This is a genomic window from Membranihabitans marinus (assembly GCF_021729155.1).
Taxonomy (GTDB): domain Bacteria; phylum Bacteroidota; class Bacteroidia; order Chitinophagales; family Saprospiraceae; genus Membranihabitans; species Membranihabitans marinus.
Map to the genome: position 1 here is coordinate 1 of NZ_JAJQYA010000021.1, position 20,863 is coordinate 20,863.

The window sequence follows — 20,863 nt, forward strand, 5'->3', positions numbered from 1 at the left end:
CGTTACTTTAAAAAATTTTTATTTTAGCACCATGAATTCACTAGAACTATAAATACACACTTTTCTGAACACTACCTCCCAAGCTGAAAAACGCAGAGTTGTAAAACCAAGTTTTTTTTAAAGTAGATCTCTATTGATTATAAGCGATCTATAAATTAGTAATAGGGTTAAAATCAACTAGTCAATCTAATACAGGATTATTAATTAAAACAGTAAGCTTTTTTTAGGACGAGTCACTTTCATTCGTCCACCCCCACCTTTCAGGTACCCCCGCCAGCGGGGGACATTATCGATTTAGAATAAAAAAATAAAATTCTAGATCTATGAATGAATTCGAATAAAAATTTAAAACATCCACAAATGTTTGTTTAATTGTCTGGAAAATAAATTGCAAAAGTTGAACAGGCTATTTCGCTTATTTATTTCAAATAAAATATCAAGATATCTTATGTCCCCCGCTGGCGGGGGGTAGGGGGTGGAATGATAGCATTTTTTTCTATCCAAATGTGTATAGTCGCATCAAACTCGTCAATACGATTAAGAACTTCCCAAGCGATACTGTCCAATCGACAAATTGAAAGCATATACCCCTATCTGTGTAAATATGTGTTATTCTGATGCAAAAATAAACCTATTCCCTCGATCTAGTTAATTACTCACTTTCTCCGTCAATTCATTGACCAATACCGGCCAATCCGTTTGAATAATATTGGATTTAGTCAATAGCAATTTCTCAAATGAACCATACTTTTTCTTTGCTAAATCCCTATCTACATCCCCCAAAGCATTGATCCATACATGACAGTTTCGATCATGTAAATAATCTGCCAATTCTGGACTGGCAAAAGAAGGATCTACATGGACAGCCCAAGGCTTGTATCTCTCATACGCATCCTTGGCCATCTTGTCGTCGTAAGCTCGAGGCATAATTTTCCATTCAGGATGTAAGGCATAGACTTTGTCTAACACTTCCCAATCACTGTCAAAAAAGAAAACACTATTCCCGGTTTTCGTCTCCTCAATCACTTTAATAATTTTCTCTATTTGCTCCGTCTTAATATCGAGATCAAACAAGACTTTATTTTTCCCAAATGTCAATGCCTCTGCCAACGTCGGCACAGTATGCTCTGTTTCCTGACCTTTGTGCAACAATCTCATGGCCTTTAGTTGAGCCAAGGTAAAAGAAGACAATTCCCCTTTGGAATTCGTAGTGCGATCTACTTTGCTATCGTGCATCAATACCGGAATACCATCGGCGCTAATCCGAATATCTATTTCCACTATATCAATCCCATTCACAATGGCTTCGTCGATACATGCAATTGAATTCTCAGGTACATGGACGTGATAACCTCTGTGCGCAGCCACCAAGATTTCATCTTGAGCGAAGTCGTTATAAGCCAATTTAGGTGTTGAACAACCTAAAACAAATGCCGCAATTAGACCTAAGAACAGGCCATTCACTAATCTAAATGATCTCATAATTATTTTTTATAGTAAAATTTCAAATCGGACACCGGATGTCTTTCCCCGTTCGGCCCCTTATAATCCCATCTGATATACTGGTAATATCGATGGGTTTGATATTCCAACTCAAAAGGATGCAAGCCTTTTTCGAGATAGACTTCCGTAGTCACATCCACTTCGCGATTATACTCCTCCATCTTTAATTCATCGTGAAGGTAAAAGCGGAATATATGGTATCCGTGCCCATAGAATCTATAATATCCCGATTGGGGAATGTCCATATATCCTTGATAAGATACTCCCCAATCTTTGCCTTTATTGGGCAGTTCTTCAAAATCCAACCCCCTCACTACTCCTTCTTTGTCCAGCTTTAACTGAGTGGAAATATGTTTTTTCTCATCTTGCATTTTTCCGGTGTAATAATCATATCTTAATCCGGCTTCGAAAGCATTGGTTTTTTTCTCTGCTTTCAGATAATTTACTTTTTCAAAGCTTAAATCAGCCATGGGACTCTGTCCGTTATCATTGATGGCAATGGCTTTTAATTGGGTGGTTTTATTTAAAATAATCTTACCGTTGACTCTTTTCCCATTCTGAGCACTGGGTATTGAACCATCGGTAGTATAATAAATATTATCGGCGGGATTTACCGTATTCAATTGTACTTGCAAGGTATCCGTAAAAATCCTCGTTTCGCGAATCGGACGAGGTGTTACTGGAGGTAATTGAGCAAATGGGGTCTTATCTCTGCTTTTGTCTAAAGTAAACTGATCAAATAACAAACCATTTTCATCGATGGCTTGGTATTGAAGGGTCTCGTCATTGACGGCGACATAGGCATAGTGAAAGGTGGTTCGAACCTTATTGGTAAACCATGATCGCGTAGGAGAAGCTTCTTCTAATCGTCCACCTGAACCTCCTACATTGATATAGTGAATGCCATTTTTCACATCCACCTTGTTGTCCAACAGTGGCCATGTTCTTTCATACATATGAATATGACCATAAAACACAATATCCACTCCATATTTTTCATACAGAGGAACCAACATTTTCAATTCGTCATCACCTTGGGTGGATTTTTCATAGTTGGTATCGCCAAAATCATTTTCCTCAGTAGAATACGGCGGGTGATGGTGTACAATGAATTTCCACTTAGCAGTAGAACGAGCCAATGCATGCTCCAGCCAATGGTACATCACCGTACCAGGCTCCTGATATTGATCGGTATCAATCATGAAAAATTCTGCATTTCCATAGGTAAATTGGTAAAAATGCTCAGGTTCAGGATTTTTAAAATACTCATAATAATAAGCCGCATCGTGTTCGTGATTACCCAAAATGGTAAACATCGGGATTTGTTTCATAAATCCATGCGAAGGGGCAAAAAAGTCGTGCACCCACTCTTCCTTTCGATAGCCCAAACCAACCAAGTCCCCTCCGTGAACGGCAAAATCTGGTCGATCTCTCAATGCTTGCTTCGTCACTTTACCCCATATATCCGGATTGCTTTGCGAATCACTAAATACGGTAAAAGCATAAGGAGAATCCTTTTTGACCGCAGTTTTAAAAGGCAACACCCCAGTACGAATGGTGTCTCCAAATTCAGTAATCGAAGTCACTCGATAAAAATAATTAGTCTCCACTTCCAAATTAGGCAAAGTCACTTCGTGCAACAATGTAAAATCCTTGTTTTCTAGACGTCGATCCAATACAGCCGCATCCACATTATACCTAGCAGCTCCAAACTCTACCAAGGACTGGCTCGGCGAATTGGTCTCCCACATCACTGTTATCTCAGTTTGAGTGGCGTACTGGAGGTAGGGTTTTATTAAAAATCCAACTTCACTATCAGATAATTTCTGACCATGAGAAAAAAAAGGAAAAACAAGGAGAAACAGTAGAATCAGCTTTTGGAATTTCATTCTATATTAATATAAAAGTGTTATCATTTAAAAATACCTAGTGCAATATTCTATTTCTCTATTAAAATATTACCCTCTGATGATTTCTGTAAGTCGAACGCATCGTACAACTTTCCATCAGCTGTATAACTTCGGTATTGTAATACATCATTATCTGTGGTCAATACTTGATAGAGTTGAAGATTACTTCCCCCTTTCTGCATCCAATCTAAGTCCCCAACATCATACATTTTGGGACCACTTACAGAGACCACATACATCGTACCTTCATTACCTGGCCCCTTCTCATCGAGCATTCCTCTACCATAACCGTGATCGTGGCCTTGTAAAACCAAATCCACATTGTATTTATCCAATATAGGCTTGAAAGCCTTTCTCAATTTGGGATTATCACGATTGGGTTTGGTACTATAAAATGGATAATGCAAAGTAAGGATGGTCCATGGCTGTTTGGTTTCCTCTAACACTGCTTCCAACCATTCCACCTGTGCCAGTCTCAGTTCTGGATCTTCATCGATTTGTTCACCGTCCAAGGAGATCACTCTTACCGAAGGGTAATCGATATAATAGCAAGCACCATATAAAGCCTCCTCACCTTCAGGCCCATTTTCAGGCAAGGTAAAGTGAGTTCGCCATAATGGAGAGAGAATAACATTGGTATATTCATGATTACCTGGCGTCATAATCGATGGGACGGTCCGATGGATAAACCCACCGGCTTTGTACCAATCACCCCATTCTACATCATTGTACCCCTTATTCACCAAATCTCCGGCATACAATAAGAACTTTGCATGAGGTACGGTGGCATAAGCTTGTCTAAGCACCCTCGACCATTGACTGTGTAAATCATTTTGGGGATCACCCAAATAAATGAAGGTAAAACTTGAATCGGGATGATCAACAGCCAGATCAAATTGAATCCATTCACTCCATCCATCCTCGGGGTTTCCCACTCGATACATATATTTTATCCCCGGAGTCAAGCCGTCAATTTTAACTCGAAAATTTTTAGTGATTAAGGTTACTCCGTTATACTCTACAGTATCAATACGCATATCGGCTTCTTTACTTTCAAAAATTGAAAGATCGACAACGGGATTTGGGATGGCCGGTCCATATTGAATGACTCCCTCATTCACTGCCATAGGAACCCGCCATGTTACGGAAACACCTGTATGGCCTTCTTCCAAAGGATTGAGCATAATACGTGATGGACTTTGATCGCTCTGGCCATAAGCCTGAGTTCCATTCAATCCACAAAATAAAATAGTAATTAAGAAAAAATATAAACGCATAATAATTATTCTGTATGTTCCACCGCATTTCCAAATCTCTTTCTCAAACCAGGTACCTCATCATGGCTATTGATGGAAATTACGGCTAAAATAAAAAGTGTAATGACAATCCCAGCTAAAAACCGCTTTAATATAATATTAAGCTGTGCTTCCTCAACCATTTTATTAAATACCTCTTTGGGTCTTGCCGCATATAATAGAAATAAGACTGCAATCAAATTGGGGATTGCCAAATCGTCAGAAGTAAATTTATAGGCGTAAAGAGTGCCTGACGATATCGTCCTCAAGAAAAAATACCACAACCAAAATGCCGCAAATGCCCAATAGGCCGAAAGATAACTCACTTTATCAGTCGTCGTCTTTCTAAACTGTAGTCCGATGACTACTAAGGCAATAAGACATAATACTGCGACCTGAATCCACTGCGACTGTACATAAGACAGTACATCTGTCATAGACAATCGCTCTGCCATTTCTGCCATCTTTTTCCAGTGAAAAGTATTGACTATTACCAAAAAAGGTATAAACAAAAAGACCAATACCCCTGACCATTGATGAGCCATTCGCGAGGCCAATGGCATTTCTGGCCATGACCGGCTATACACTGCATATGCCATACCCAATCCACCGCAGAATCCAATGGAATATTCCATAACATTCCACCAATTAAAAGAGATTCCACTTACATGGCCCATGGTTTGAATAAAATTCCCAAAGGCAAATCCAAATCCAGCCCCAGCCATACCGTATAGAGCTACAAATAAAGCATTGGTATAACCATTGCGTCTCATATACCAAGCCAATGCCACAGCAGCACCAAGACAGGCTGCCCATAGTTCTGATCTTGGCGGTGTCATCAACAATTCAAATTGATATATTAACGCCCCCCAAGATATAATAGCACCGGCCACCATTTGGGTAATTAACTCCGCCCAATTAGGCTTTTTATCCTTTGAAGTTTCCAAAATAAGGCCGGTAAATCCTCCACCTAAAAATCCAAACAATCCTCCAATGACGAGGAGGCCATATAATCCAAAACTCACATTGAGCAAGTCTATCCCTCGGCCATATCCAATGACTCTGCCATAACTAATCATGCCCGTCATTCCCCAACCAATGGCTCCGATGGCCATGATGACTGGCCAATTTCTAATCCAATCCTTACGACCAGATGCAAGGACTAAACTCAAAACACCAATGGCTCCAGCCCAAGCTGCACCGTATTCGTGACCAAATCGTCCTCTGATTGCCCATGCAGTGCCCAAAGTCATCATCACGATCAATATCGCCGTCCATTTGCCTTTCGATGTTTTCAATTTAATTAGATTTTGAAGCTTCTATAATATCATCTACAGATCCATGCCAAAAAGCCACTTTTTCACGCTGCCAGGTATATACTGCCGCTACATTGTTTCCCCATGCGACGATGGAAGGATAAGAAAATTCATCATCGGGAACACCAGTCTCAATATTCCATTTATGTGGCCATGTTTTTCCATTGTCTTCAGAAACCGCCATTGTCAATGGAGCTCTATCGCCCCAGTTTTTGTCATCGGGATTGTACAACAACACCAATCGTCCATCTTCTACTTTCACCAAATCGATACCACTATTGGGATTAGGCAAATCCGTTTTATAAATCGGCGTCCAAGTAGCGCCATAATCTTTAGAGTCTGCACGACCTATTACACCATCACCAGTACGAACCAACATATGTACTTGCCCAGGTGAAGATTCCCATAAAGTAGGCTGAATTGATCCTTTCCATTTGAATATTTCTCTATCCATTTCAATGTATGGTGTCATGGTCCAAGTTTCACCTTCGTCCTTGCTAATATCGACAAAAGAATCCCATTGACCTTCCTCATGTGAGGCAGGAGCCAACCAATCGCCATTTGACAAAACAATAATTTTATTTTTTACAGGACCTCGCCCTCCGCGATCACCAGGTACCAATTCCTTCGCTTCCGACCAAGTTTTACCATGATCTTTGCTCACAGTATACCAAGTCTCCCAAGTTGGAATTTCCTTACCCACTTTAAAATACAAAATAATACTTCCATCGGGTTTGGTAAACAATACAGGATTCCAATGGGGATCTTCTCTAATCTTCATTACCTCCAAGGGATCAGACCACTGTCCGGGCTCTCCGATGGAAATCCAAATTCCCACATCGTCATTCTTTTCCTCCGTTCCTCCAAACCAAGAAACAATATATTGACCATTATCCATACGAGCAAGGGTAGAAGCATGACACTGCGCAAAAGACTTATTTTGTTCGAAAACAAAATCTTTTTCTGGTCCAACCACAACTTCAGTTACCTCCTCTTCCTCTTTAGATTGTTGACTTTCGGTATTGCTTTGACAGCCAAAGAAGACCAACAATATCATACAATAATACAATAGGTTTCGCTTCATAGTTTTTAAATTAGATGGTGTTTCCCTTTTCATAATATATTTATTTTACTTTTTTTCGCCTTTCCATTACGTCACGATAGGTGGTGACAATTATACCCTCTGATTCGAGATAAGATCTTAATTTTTCATCCATCATAGCCAACATATCCCCTTGTCTTCGCACTCCAGAAGCTGAGATTTCACCAAAAATTTCTGATGGATCAGTACAATGCATCAAGACCATGGTCAATCCCGGTTGTAACAATTCAAATGTCGCAATAAATTTATCTGTATAAAATGATTGAATATTCGCCTCAGTTCTTTCCATGTCCTTTGGAAAATCCCAACCATAACTCATATTATGTAAATCGTCCATCACTGGCAACCCCAAAGACCATACTTGTGCCCCAACCAATGGTGCTTTGTTTACTACTTCGGGCACTGGTACATCCATACCTTCCTTCCATTTTCCACTTTTAATCAATTCACCCTTGGCGCGCAATCGATATTCCTCTTTCAAAATGGAATTATGTCCTCCTGGAAACATAATTGGAATCTGGTATTCAGCCCCTATTTTAATATAGCGCTTAAGAAATTCTTCATCGGCAAACAATGTTCCCATATGTGAATCGAGGTGAGTGGGCTTGAAGCCCATAGTCAGGGCACGATCTATTTGTGCTCTAATTTCTGCTTCTACTTCATCACCCGAGCTGTGTTGGATGACTTGCTCTACATTTCGCCACATGGCACCTTCTTCATCTACCAACCCAGGCACTGAGGGCTTGCCCATGAGTGGTCCCCATCGATAGTTTTTCCATTCCGATGTAAGCGTTAAATGGAGTCCAGCATCCACTGTCGGATTGGCCTTGATATATTTTACAATAGCTGGCACCCAAGGACAGGGCATCATCACACTAAATGAACTGGCCACTCCATGGTCCACAGCATTGATCGTCCCTTCGTTGCTATCCCATGACATTCCCGCATCGTCTACGTGAAGTATAATTACTTTGGCATCTTTTGGATAGCCCAATTTTTCAGCATAAGTCTCTTGACCTATGGCTATACCCCCCCAGATGGTACATATCAAAAAAGCCAGCATTCGCTGTGGTATTATAGAATTGATTACATTGTTTATCATCGTATTTACTTATTTGTTCTCCTTGTAATAAAAATGACCATCTTCAGCACCGATTAACAAATCCAGACGTCCATCCTTATTCCAATCTACCGTAGTTGGACTGGTTGTATGACCGGCTAATTTGGTATCGGAAAGTGGCCCCATGTTTTCGAAATAGACCTTGCCATTTTCAGTTTTGATATTCTTCAAGAAATTAACATTTTCACTATTCACCAATAGATCTTTTGCTCCATCTCCATCATAATCCACAACCATTAGTTTAACTCGTCCACTTCCTCCATGTTCTCTAACATTCAATTGCAAAAGACCAGGAATACTATCCCGCACTCTATTTTTGGAATCGTACTTAGAGATATCATTAGCATAAAAAATGCGCTGTCCAGGAGCCAACATATATTGATCTCCTTTTTTAAATCTTTCAAAATAACTGAGGTAGCCCTCGTGATCCAACATAATCAAATCCGTCATACCATCTTCATTCCAATCGATTGCATAAGGGGTTGTTCGCCATTGAGTGGATAATTCATTGGGTCCCGGTGTCCACCAATTCCAATCTACTAATTGAGGTTCAGAATCACCCCAATCCACCTTAACAGGTTGAGCCGCTGCCAATTTAGGCGCAGTAGCACTGCCAATATTTTTATACCAAAGGATTTTTCCCCAAATAGAATTGACCACTAAATCCAACAATCCATCCATATCCCAGTCGGCTACAGAAAGAGTAGTATACCCCCATTTGGCTTCGCAGGGCCCTTGAATAGATCCATTGTCTCCAGCCTGAATACGCAAAATTTCATCTCCGGCTTCCAAACGTTTTGGATTGGCCCACTTTGGTGGATATTGACCATCTAGATTTTCTATAAAGGAAATATACCCAGCAGAATTACCAGCAATAATGTCTTCGTCGCCGTCGCCATCCCAATCCACACTGACTGGAGTGACCAAAGCGCCAAATTTCAATAAATCAGACTTCTGTTGGAAATAGTAAGGATCTTCAAATATCGGCATTCCATCTTCAAATTGACCACTGTGTTTTACATATGCCACACGACCATCTTCGTCACCTACAATGAGGTCCACATGGCCATCTTTGTTCCAATCTAAGGCAACTGGCAATATCATTTCCAAATCCATATGGATAATGCCGCCCTTGTTTTTTAGATATTGACCTTTTTTATAAACCGGATTATTACGGCTGCCTATATTTTCAAAATAAGTAAACTTATCTACAAATTCTCCACAGATTAAGTCTAAATCCCCATCACCGTCAAAGTCAGCAAAACTGGGTGATGGCGCTCCATAAACATCCAAATCTTTGCCCTCGACTTGGATTCTTCCTTTGTGAACATAAGATCCATCTACGTTCTCCATCCAGTACACATAACCGTGCAAAGGTCCATTGGTCCAGACACCTTCATCGTTGTAGGCATTGTCCCAACCATAATCAAACCAATTGTCAACACCAATAATAATATCGGCATCACCATCACCATCATAATCCACATAAGTACATTGATCAAAACGAGGCTTCTTAGGCAATTCACCGTGAATGCGATCCATGGAAAAGATTTCTTTCTTTTCCCAATTATCGGTTTTAAAATTAACGATTTCCACTCCGGGCAACATGACCCTGGGTTGTCCATCTACATAAGAAACCTGAATATTTTTACTCCCGTTACCTATCCTTACAGGTGGTTCAAATACGGGATATTCTTCATCTGGGCTGGTATTTTCAAAAAGGTAAGTCCCCTTAAAAGGAGTATCGGGACAAGATACCACCATATCGATATCGCCATCATCATCATAATCCATGGGCAATGGCCAAGCCCATAACCCCACACCAAGATCGGCAGTCACCTCATCATTGTTGTATAATATAGTCTTTAGGTCTCCTTTGCTGCCAAAAGTATTCACTTGTTCAGCCGCTGGTTCTTCTGTTGAAGTACAACTATAGGAAGCCAAATATATCAGTGCAAAAAAAAACAGATTGTATTTCATATTCATAGTCAAGATAGTATAGATTCAAATAAAAAAGGATCATGTCCGCCCACATCAATTATTATCATTCTGCATTTCACAATTGCAATAATAGATGATATTCAGGCGGATATAATCCTTAAAAATGGTTAAAATCTCACTATTTCCTTTTACTTATTCTTGCCATAACCAATAGTATATTGGCATCGCAGTAAGTGTTTAGGGTAAAAAGTAATAATTAATATCTATTTAGTCGACTATCTCCTTAATGGGATGTCCTATGTTGCCACTAGGCATCTGAATTTTCAACATCGCAGCCAATGTCGGTGCAATGTCAGCCATGCCCACTTGTCGACTGGTCTGACCATGTTCAATATTCCACCCCATCCATACCAAAGGAATGTGTGCATCATAAGGATACCATGCTCCGTGAGTAGCTCCATTTCTACTGCCGCCTTTCCACTGAGGCATAAAGATTAATGTAATATCACCATTGCGCTTAACATTGTAACCATTAACTAATTTTGATTTTAAAATTTCAGGTACAGCTGCTTCCCCTAATTTATCATTGACCAAAGCATCCACAATACCGGGATGTTGACGCAATTTATAAATCATAAAGTCATACAATTTATCTACATCAGCACCAGATTTAAACACTTTGTCCCAATCCAAATATAGGTGGTAACCAGCACTTGCCTCAATTACTTTATCGATATTGAATTTATCACTTACTGCTTTATTAAGCTCTTTGATAAACTCCTTGTCAAAAGTACCCGTAGGCAATTTATTTTCTTCTAAAAATCCTGGAGATTGTGCAACACCGTGATCTGCGGTAATAAAGAATAAATAACCATCTCTGCCATATTTTTCATCTAAATACGCAAAAAACTCAGCAAATTCTTTATCCATTCGCAAGTAAGTATCTTCTATTTCGATGGCATTTGGCCCAACAGTATGACCCAATCCATCAGGGGTAGAAAAACTAACGGTCAACATATCGGTGAATTCACCTTGTCCCAGATTTTCACCCTCAATCGCTGCTTTAGCAATATCAAAGGTAATGGAATTTCCAAAGGGTACATTTTTCAAAAGACCATAGCTATCTCCTCTCAATTTTGACAAATCATAAGGGAATACTGGAGCTTCTTTTCCTCCTAAGATATTCTCATAATCGTTGTTGTCTTTCGCACTTTGTACGTAAGTATCGATGGGATATAAAGTATTCCACGTTTGATTTAAATATTTATCCGCTAACCTCCTATTATTAAAATCTTGAACCCACTTAGGCAAGTTTTCAAAATAATAAGTACTTGAAACAAAATTACCAGAACCATTATCAAACCAGTAAGCTCCGTCAGAAAGATGCCCTGAAGGGAAAATCGCACCGCGATCCTTAAAAGAAACACCAACTACTTTACTTCTAAAATTATTGGCCAATTTCAACTCATCTCCAATGGTTGTCGTCCAAAGATTTACAGGAGATCTAGAGTATCCACTGCTCTTACCACCACCAATGGTTTGAGCAACGGTGTCCTCTGCACAATAAACCGTGCGTTTGAGTACATCGTCATACCAATCATTTCCCGCAATACCGTGAATAGCTGGCACGCTACCAGTATATACACAAGTATGTCCACATGCAGTTACTGTTTGGGCATAATCGATCTGCGCATTTTCACAGGTAAATCCCTCCCGTAACATTCTTTTAAATCCTCCGTCAACATATCGATCTTGATACCTATATAAGAAATCCCATCTCATTTGATCCACGACTACCCCTACAATAAGTTTAGGCTTCGACGCTTCAGGATTCACCTGCTGAGCCTCGGTTTTCGATGGTTGAATAAAGGCTATAAAAATCAATAATAGAGCTGTGTATAAAGTTTTCATTTTCATTATTTATATTTTTATAAAGATCTTGTTTTTATAGAGATAATAAATGGGGATGTAACATAAAAAACAAAACATTAACGCCCATAGAAGTGAAACAAAATACACGTCAAGACCAATACCTGTTAATCCACTCATAAACAGAGACCTCATGCTTTCACCACCAAAGATGGAAGTATGAGTTAACACTGGCAATACACCAGACAATACATAAGCAGTAATGGCATTGGAACCAAATACAATTCCAAAGAAGGTAAATTGTCGTTTACCCAACATATCGATGATATAATAAGAAGCTCCCAAAGTCATGGCCGCCAAACCCGATGTATACAAAACATAGGAACTCGTCCATAAATTTTTATTAATCGGAAAAAACCAATTCCAAATACTCCCTAAAGTAAAGGCGATAAAACCACCCAACATCATCCAAATAACTTTGTCTTGTTGACTTCTATCACTCTTTAATAAATGACCAATAAGAAGCCCTGTCACCCCTGTTCCAATAGCGGGCAAAGTACTCAAAATACCTTCAGGATCCCATGTCCCTTGATACATCGATCCCGGCATAAGGATACTGTCAATCCACGCGGCAATATTTTTACCTGGTTCCAACAACACCTCTCCATAAGCGGGATGAGGGACCAAAACCATGATTAGATAATAGACGACCAACAGTCCGATACCTACCTTCCACTGTGTTTTCTCTGAAGTGTATAGATACAGTAGTGAACATGCTAGAAATACAATGGCAATTCGCTGCAGTACACCAGCAATCCTCACGGAACCAAAATCAAATTCAGGAAACAAATTTAAAAACACCCCCAACAAAAAGATGGTAATGGATCGTCTGATTAATTTGGGTACCATATCCTTGATCTGCTTGCCTTTGGCCAATTGGTTAGAAAAAGCCAAAACAATAGACACACCTACGATAAAAACGAAAAATGGAAAGACAAAATCAGTAGGAGTGATGCCATTCCACGCAGCATGTTCCAATGGCCCGTACACATATTCGTCGGACCCAGAAGTGTTGACGACTATCATGCCTGCTATAGTCAATCCTCTGAAAAAGTCGAGAGAGATTAACCGCTTTGATGTTTTATTTTCACTCATGATAATGGGGTTTAAGGTTGAATAAGATTTAAATAACGCGCCATCCAATAAGGCAGTAAATACTCATCTCCGGCCAATTCACTTCGGCCTCCATTGCCACCATCCAAATCAAATGGATTGGCATTGTGCCTAATGGTTGCTCGCTCTGCTGGTGATAGTAAGGTCTCAGTCGTTTGCTCCCTAAAATTGTCGGGAAGAAGCTCTAAATCCTTTCGATGTGAATTGTTTATCCGCCATCTCACCATATCCATTTGAAATTCCCTTAAATGCCATTTTACCGAAGGCAAGTCAACATCTCCAGTAGTTCCATATGCTATAGTACTCCACAATGCATTGCGCTCTGGTTTTTCGATGGTGAAGTGGTCGGTAATCACTTCGGAATAATTATCTTGTAATTCTTGATTGAAAGCGTAGTGGTACAATATCCAGTAGGATGGAAATGCCATTTCATCGTCTGAATGATTCCATCCACCTTCGCCCATATTATGACCTGCATATACATAGCCTGGAGTAGAAGCTATCTTGGACAATGGAATTTTTATGTTGTCCAAATACCCGTGTTCCTCAAACAATCTAAAAGCCTCCGATTTGTATTTTTCATCACCTGTCAATGCATAGGCCAATTGCAAACCTGCAGTTATGGTAATACTACCCAGTTTGCGATCGACAACAGATTCTGGATACCAGTTTAAATATTCTGGATTCCATCGTCCCCACAAGGTGGGCTTGCCATCGGCATCTACAAAATAGTAATCATTGTCGATAATATGACTCATTATCTGATCAATAAAATCGGCCACTCTTTTCTTTTCACTTAGATTGAGATCTAAATGCTTATCCAATATCCCTGCTACCCAGATGTAAGCGACAAACTCATCACTACTCGTATGACCTTTCCACTCCCACTCTTCTTCTTGACTATCTCTCCATCTTTCGGGATCAGACACTTTAAATCCCTTGCGTTCAAAAGTTCTAGAAGGGAAACCCTTTAATGGATTGATAGAAAGCAATCGCTCAAAAGACTCGAATGATTCCATGGCATTCTTTTTGGCCTCAGGGGAACGCGTGGTAGCATATCGAAATACTTCACTTCCCAAATAAAAGGCCGTCCACAAGCCATCGTTGTCCGTATCCACCATCTGCGCCGTGGTTATGTCTCCCGGAGTTGAAAACTTTACTTCTCCGATTAACCCCATACGAAGATGTCTCTTTCTTATTTTTTTATAAAAATATTCAGCTTTCTCTTCCAATGTCATCGATTTGAAATAAACCTCAGATATAGAATTTCCAGTCAAGGCATAGGCATTGCCATCTCTGTCTACACAAAGATCTGCCACTTTATCTTCGACCAACCATCGCTTGGAGGCATAATAGTCAAATTCCTTTAAATCAGTAGTGGAAAACATTCCCATATCTGTTCCAGCCCATAATACACCTTGGGCATAGGTCATAGAATGTACTTCGACTACAGGTAATTTACCGGTTAGGGCCTGTACTTCATCACCCGATTCCACACCTACCGAATAAATACCTTGGCTAGATCCTACGTATAGCTGTCCATCTCCTACCGTCCAACTAAGAATATCATCACTGCTCACCAATGGTTCAAAACGACCATCTTTGTATTTGGATATTCCATATTCTGTATGGATATAAAAGTCATCGCCTTCAGCGAGAATATCAATAATTTTTTCGGCCTCTCTGCCTACGGTAGAACCGTCAGCAGTAAACATAGCAAACTGTTTTCCTCCAGTCAAAAGTACTTTACCACTCTCCGATACCGCCATTTGTTCATACACATTGGCATCTAATTTTTGATATATTGTCCCCGCATGAGCATTGGACAAATAATGATCATCGTAGAGATAATACAAAATACCAGTACCACTCTGAACCGTTATATCTTGGGGGATAAGATTTTCCAATGGACTATACCGCCTATCCTTGACCAACAGATCTTCGAGTATTATATATACCCCTTTATTGGTCAATGCAAATACATTGCGATCTCTATCACTTACAATCTTACTGATCTTCAATTCGGAATCGGCCAATTTAAGCCCATACTTTTTTGAAATAGGTTGTAAGTAAGGTAGATCTTTGAAACTTTGTGCCATCGCCACCGAGACACAAAACATCAACATACCGAACATTAAACTTTTCAATTTCAACATAATCTTCTGTTTTTAATTTTTAATCAACCAAACTTCATTTAACCTAGATTGATACCTCCAGTTTAAATGACTTTCCTCCAATTCCTTCCATGTTATTGTAAGTTTGCCATCGGCCGTCAATTTTTTGGGAACAGAAATTTCAACAACTTCACCGGTCTTAATTCGCTCCTCTATAAATTTCAACTCTTCACCATCTGCAATGGTCTGGATTTGTCCTACCCCTGTCATCCTAATAGAATACTGGGCATTGATATCCAATCCACCATATTTCATGGCCTTAGGCCAATTCATATTAATCATCCATGCCAATCGAGCCTTGCTATAGCCAGATTCCCACCAGTCAAATCCTGGATTTTCACTTAACTCTAACAAAGCATCGTTTTGCGGTGCTGTAATCTTTACGACATGATTGCTTTTATATATATTCCCTATATCGTCATAAAAACTACCAGGACCGGGGTTCTCCCAGCTACCTATGGTTTTTAATCGCGCTATTTTATCGGCTTCCTTCCATTCAGCCATTTTCTCAAATTCATCTTCTATCCACCATTTGTTATTCAACGGACGATCAATAAACTCAATCACTCCACTACGCTCTGGATTTCGAGCTTGATACAATGGCACACTAGGTTGGTAGCCAATGACTTCAAACAAATCGTCGCCTAAGTGATAAATTTTATTTCGCCATGGATCTTTTTTAAATTTCTTTTTAGACTTCTCCAATATGTGATACACAGAATCTATTACGACCTCAGATGACAATGTACCACTCTTCATCATCACCTCATTGGCTTGCCCTTCCAATTTTTCTTCATATATAAATCGCTTGCGTTGAAAGGCATCGTAATAGGCGCGCATCAAGTACATCTTCCATCGCCAAGCTTCCCATACTTCATCCAATTGCCCCCTTTCATTGATGGCTTCAAACAAGGCCAAAGTTGAATTAATACTTCCATTGTACTTGGCCGCTCCGTCCCAATTCGTCTCCAAGGCCATCAGAGCATCGGCAATATCATCGGATTGCTGTGAATCGATAAAGTAATTGGCATAATCTCTGACCAGTTCCAATATATCACTCTCTCTTTCCATGCCCAATCCAGACCAAATCATCTTGTTTAAGTCGTCGTGCATACCATCGGAATAAGTGATAAATCCATCGGTATAATCAGCGGTGTGTAAGAATATGTTTTGATATCGCAAAGGTTGGGGATTCACCGGTTCACGCCCCAAGGTGAAATTAAAGACGGGATCCCACCACCAGTTAGGGTATTGACATCTCACCGTATGGGTAATATCGGGATAGTGTCTCAATTTATACTCCGAAGCAATGGCAGCTCTGGTTTCCGACATAGGGGGGCTACTCGGCCCTGCGACCAAACCATCCATCCAAGCCGTATGATCTTCGTCTAAGAAATCATATACATATTGAGTCTCTTCGGGCTTGAATCCCTGCATTGACAACCATAATTTGGCATGAGGATGGTACTTTTGAGCAAGATCTGCCATTTTTTTCATCATTGGCAATACCAATTCTGGTGGATTGCTGCCAGGGTCTCCTCCAGGTACAAATATGGCATCTAATCTCGGCAATTCTCTATAGAAAGAATCCGCTTTTTGCAAATAAGCTTCGCTCTTTTCCCCGTCATTCAAGTCAAACTGAATCGGTGCCCACATCCAATAATCGAGATTGTATTTGTTACATATTTTACTAATTTCAATATTCATATCCCAATTGGACAGGGTAAAATGAATAGGGCTATCTTCGTGAAAAGGAATGATCTCTACAGCATTAGAACCAAATACAATAAGGTCTTTAATGTATTGTTCATATTCGTCAACCGTCCAAGCATCATAAGAATTGGCGGTATTTCGATATCCCAACTGATGACCTCTGATATCCTTGTATGGCTGTACTGAAGTCGAATGACCTTTCCATTCCAAGCCTTGGGTAAAATTCACCTTTCTTAAAAAGAAACCTATCCCAAACAAAGTCCCTCTAAAATCCCTACCCTGAATATATACTTGACCATCGTGAGACAATACCCGATAACTATCGGCCTTACCAGGCAATGGATATTTGGTCAATAGAGGTTTCATTCCCTTAGGCCAATCTTTAAAATTTGCATCGACGATTAACAGATCAGCAGCATCAGCTTTGGATACAAGGTTCAAACTATCTACACCGCGAATGAACAATTCTTCCTGTAGAAAATCAATACCAGTATTTTTCATTTCATTAAATACCGGAGTGGTTTGATAAATCGACTTTAGAACTGTGGATTGCTGAGCAAAGGTTATATTCACAAAACACAGAAAGGCAAGAAATAATAAAATTTTTCTCAAGATTAGAGGGGTTTTATAAGCTAGAATAAATTATTGTTGTTTCTCCAAATATAAATCATCTTTTCCAATGACGTACATTCGACTACTTAAAGAGTATTCTTTTTCTACATCTCCAGAATAAACCAAATTCCAATATGTCGCTGTGAACCCTTCTTTGGGTTTGTCCACATTGGTCTCAAAGCTATTAGCATTGTTGAGATTTATTTTTTCAACCGCCCATTCTTCATCTCTAAAATCGCGATCGCTGGATGTTGCCGTCCATTTTTCAATATAAGCCACTGGCTCGTCTGAAGTCACCGACCAATTAAAACCACTGTCGTGACCTTTGTGTTGGTATTCAATGGTAGGGGTTTCATCTTCAATTACACGATCGTGAAAAAACTCAGACAGCACTTCAAATGCTTCTTGTCCCCCAGCTAAATCGTGTCCAGCATTAGGCGTATAAAAAATATAATTATCCCCTGGTATTTCGTCAATATAGTTTTTAACTGCATCTACTGGCCAATAGGCATCATTGGTTCCTATAAGCAACAATTTTGGCTTGTCTAGCTGAGCTCTATAGGAATAGGGATCGATCATTTTCACCAGTTCTTGTCCAGATTCTGATGCAATATCTTGAGCGACGCCCAATCTTACATAATCTTGTATCTCTATACTGTAATCACCCCATGAGGCGACTTGATAATCTACGTTCACTGGCATATTCAATACATCGATCACACCAGGAGCTATAGCCTTTACTCGATCATCGTTGGCTCCAGTCAACCAAGTTGTCCAACCTCTTTTCGAGAATCCAGTCAAAAGAAACTCATCGATTTGAATTCCTATTTTTTCATTACAATATTCTTGCATAGCATCCATCCCTTTGACCACACTTTTGACCATGGGGAATAGTAATGGCCAGGTAAAGTCGCCATCATTTTTATAATTATGTAGGGTAAATGAGATAAGCGCATCCTCGGTCAAGTTGTCAAAGAGGGGTTGGTTGGGCACTTGTTTAATCACCGCTGTAATGGCTTTGTTATCTGTGGCGATTTTCAACGCGCCTTTTACGTGTTTGTCATCTAAGCTAGGATGACTTAATTTTTTGTTATTTCCTCCGGTTATTAGCAATAGCGCTTCGGATTCTACGACATCATCGGGCACGATAATGGTCAGGGAATGTTCCCATACGATGTCATGCCATTTTTGAGAGGTCAATTTTACTTGATGGATACTGACTCCATTTTCTTTGATTACATTTTCAGCTACCCACTCATAGGTACTGTCTTCATGCTGTAAGTAATGCCTTAGAGCGTTGTCGGCGTTGGTGGCTTCTACAGGAGCAGTAGCTGCAGGGTTTTCTTGGCAGGATAATAAGAACCCCAAGCATAGAAAGGAAAGACATAAAATAGGTAGTGATTTCATAATTGTAGTTTTAAGAAAAAATCCGGCTCTTTGACAGAGCCGGATCTTATATAAAATTAATATAAATGATTACTTCAAACCATTAGTATGGTTTACCAGTACCGGCAATTAACCAAGTTTTAGACCAAGCACTGTTTTTCTCATTTTGAGAAAAGTTAGTGGTCTCTAATCTCTCAATTGCTGTACTTGCATTTGATGAATTAAAGTTCAATTCATTACTTCCATAGATATATCGCAATGGCAATACAGAACGAGCGGCAACTGAACCTGTTTGAAGATCAGGTAAACCAGTTCTTCTATAGTCAAACCATGCTTCTTGAGCAGCTGTCCAACTAGCGATCCATTTTTGCTCAATAATCTGCTCCAAACTACCATCATAAGCTACATTGGCTTGAGCTAAATAGTCTGCGGCTGCATCACCAACACCCCACTCTTCCAAAGAAGCAGTCACTGCTTCATTGTAATAGCCTTCAGCACCACTCAACCATCCTTTATGTGCGGCTTCTGCCAAAAGGAAATTCACTTCTGTGTATGTCATCAATCGAGCATTCAAAAGATCACCACTTGCATCTCGATACATTTCATTAAGATAAGATACAAATTTGTTCTCTGAAGTCTGACCTGGAGTTGGATTATAATTAAAACCAGAAGGCAATCCTAAATGAGTAGGTAAACCAACATAATCTTGATTAGTACTAACCGCAACCAACGACACAGAATCTTGCTCAAAATATCTTATGCCATCAATAATGGTATTGTGTTCAATAGTACCTTTTTGTTCTTCTGTGATAAATTGCGTAGGGATTTCCACTTTTTCAAACCAAACCGCAATTCTAGGATCGTTCTTAGATCTCAAAGACTCTACTAAAGTAGCTGCGGGTCGAATTCTTCTATAGTTAGATCCATTAGTATCATCAAATCTTGGATCAGCATTGGCAGGCCAAGCGTCACTATCTGATTGCCCTAAGAATGGCATAAGGGCACTGTCGTCGTTACTTTGAAAAATATCACCACTTTGTGCAACACTTACAAAATCACTTTGTACATCCATTTTATTGGACACTCTCATCAAATATCTCAACAGCAATGAATTGGCAAATTTTTGCCATTTTACAGGATCTCCGTTGTAATAAACATCTGCACTCGGCAAGATCTCTTTATAAGAATCTTTAGGCGAAGACAACAACTGAGCTGCTTCTTTCAAATCGGCAATTACACCTTTGTATATCACTTCTTGTGAATCGTATTCAGGCAACAAATTTTCATTACCACCGTCTATACCATTCAAAGCATTAAGATATGGTGCATCTCCCCAAAGGTCAGCAATTTGACCAAATAAGAAGGCTTTCATCACCAAAGATACACCTTGATGAAATTTCAAATCTCCTTCTACAGCTTTGTCGTATACCGCTTTATTATTTCTAAGGATGTTGTAATAACCTCCCCAGTCTTGAGGACCCCAGTCATAACTATTGTGACTACCAAACCAAGCATCCTTTTGAGTGTGTTGCATAATTCCTGCTCCTGTACCATAGCCCATACTGTTATAGGTTTTGGCCGTTTCAGTCAACACTGTCGCCAAAATCAAATTGGCATTTGCTTTTTCTATAGCTATTCCATTGGGATTGATATTCAACTCTGTCAAATCTTTACAAGACTGAAGAGACAATGTCAATCCTAAGAATAGAACTAATACAAATATATTTTTACTATTTCTCATTATTATTT

The 20,863-nt window shown here is 39.6% G+C and carries 13 protein-coding genes; all 13 read right to left on the reverse strand.

Annotated elements, in window-relative coordinates; genetic code table 11:
* Positions 1-648: 648 nt before the first annotated feature.
* The 13 genes from LVD51_RS13005 to LVD51_RS13065 all read right to left on the reverse strand — a co-directional run bounded on the left by LVD51_RS13005 (position 649) and on the right by LVD51_RS13065 (position 20,855).
* The gene (locus tag LVD51_RS13005) at positions 649-1,482 is read right to left on the reverse strand and encodes a glycerophosphodiester phosphodiesterase family protein (RefSeq protein WP_236971815.1); all 834 of its coding nucleotides are present in this window, start codon (positions 1,480-1,482) and stop codon (positions 649-651) included.
* Positions 1,483-1,484: 2 nt separating this feature from the next.
* Entirely contained in the window at positions 1,485-3,392 is a 1,908-nt protein-coding gene (locus tag LVD51_RS13010) for a metallophosphoesterase (protein WP_236971816.1), read from the reverse strand.
* 50 nt (positions 3,393-3,442) lie between these two features.
* On the reverse strand, positions 3,443-4,690 hold the full coding sequence (locus LVD51_RS13015; protein ID WP_236971817.1) for a purple acid phosphatase family protein: 1,248 nt from the start codon (positions 4,688-4,690) through the stop codon (positions 3,443-3,445).
* A 5-nt stretch (positions 4,691-4,695) separates the two neighbouring features.
* Entirely contained in the window at positions 4,696-6,006 is a 1,311-nt protein-coding gene (locus LVD51_RS13020; protein WP_236971818.1) for a hypothetical protein, read from the reverse strand.
* Between the two features lies 1 nt (position 6,007).
* Positions 6,008-7,141 carry a sialidase family protein gene (locus tag LVD51_RS13025; RefSeq protein WP_236971819.1) on the reverse strand — a complete coding sequence of 378 codons (1,134 nt, stop codon included), beginning with the start codon at positions 7,139-7,141 and terminating at the stop codon, positions 6,008-6,010.
* A gap of 7 nt (positions 7,142-7,148) precedes the next feature.
* A complete protein-coding gene (locus tag LVD51_RS13030; protein WP_236971820.1) occupies positions 7,149-8,228 on the reverse strand; it encodes a polysaccharide deacetylase family protein in 1,080 nt (359 codons plus the stop codon).
* Positions 8,229-8,237: 9 nt separating this feature from the next.
* A complete protein-coding gene (locus LVD51_RS13035; RefSeq protein WP_236971821.1) occupies positions 8,238-10,232 on the reverse strand; it encodes an FG-GAP repeat domain-containing protein in 1,995 nt (664 codons plus the stop codon).
* 222 nt (positions 10,233-10,454) lie between these two features.
* Positions 10,455-12,098: an alkaline phosphatase PafA gene (gene pafA, locus LVD51_RS13040; protein ID WP_236971822.1), complete on the reverse strand. Its 1,644-nt coding sequence runs from the start codon at positions 12,096-12,098 to the stop codon at positions 10,455-10,457.
* Between the two features lie 9 nt (positions 12,099-12,107).
* The gene (locus tag LVD51_RS13045; protein ID WP_236971823.1) at positions 12,108-13,211 is read right to left on the reverse strand and encodes an acyltransferase family protein; all 1,104 of its coding nucleotides are present in this window, start codon (positions 13,209-13,211) and stop codon (positions 12,108-12,110) included.
* An 11-nt stretch (positions 13,212-13,222) separates the two neighbouring features.
* Positions 13,223-15,385, reverse strand: a complete 2,163-nt coding sequence (locus LVD51_RS13050; protein ID WP_236971824.1) for a hypothetical protein — start codon at positions 15,383-15,385, stop codon at positions 13,223-13,225.
* Between the two features lie 12 nt (positions 15,386-15,397).
* Positions 15,398-17,728 carry a hypothetical protein gene (locus LVD51_RS13055; RefSeq protein WP_236971825.1) on the reverse strand — a complete coding sequence of 777 codons (2,331 nt, stop codon included), beginning with the start codon at positions 17,726-17,728 and terminating at the stop codon, positions 15,398-15,400.
* A 30-nt stretch (positions 17,729-17,758) separates the two neighbouring features.
* Entirely contained in the window at positions 17,759-19,135 is a 1,377-nt protein-coding gene (locus tag LVD51_RS13060) for a PhoPQ-activated pathogenicity-related family protein (protein WP_236971826.1), read from the reverse strand.
* A gap of 82 nt (positions 19,136-19,217) precedes the next feature.
* The gene (locus LVD51_RS13065; RefSeq protein ID WP_236971827.1) at positions 19,218-20,855 is read right to left on the reverse strand and encodes a SusD/RagB family nutrient-binding outer membrane lipoprotein; all 1,638 of its coding nucleotides are present in this window, start codon (positions 20,853-20,855) and stop codon (positions 19,218-19,220) included.
* Positions 20,856-20,863: the final 8 nt, after the last annotated feature.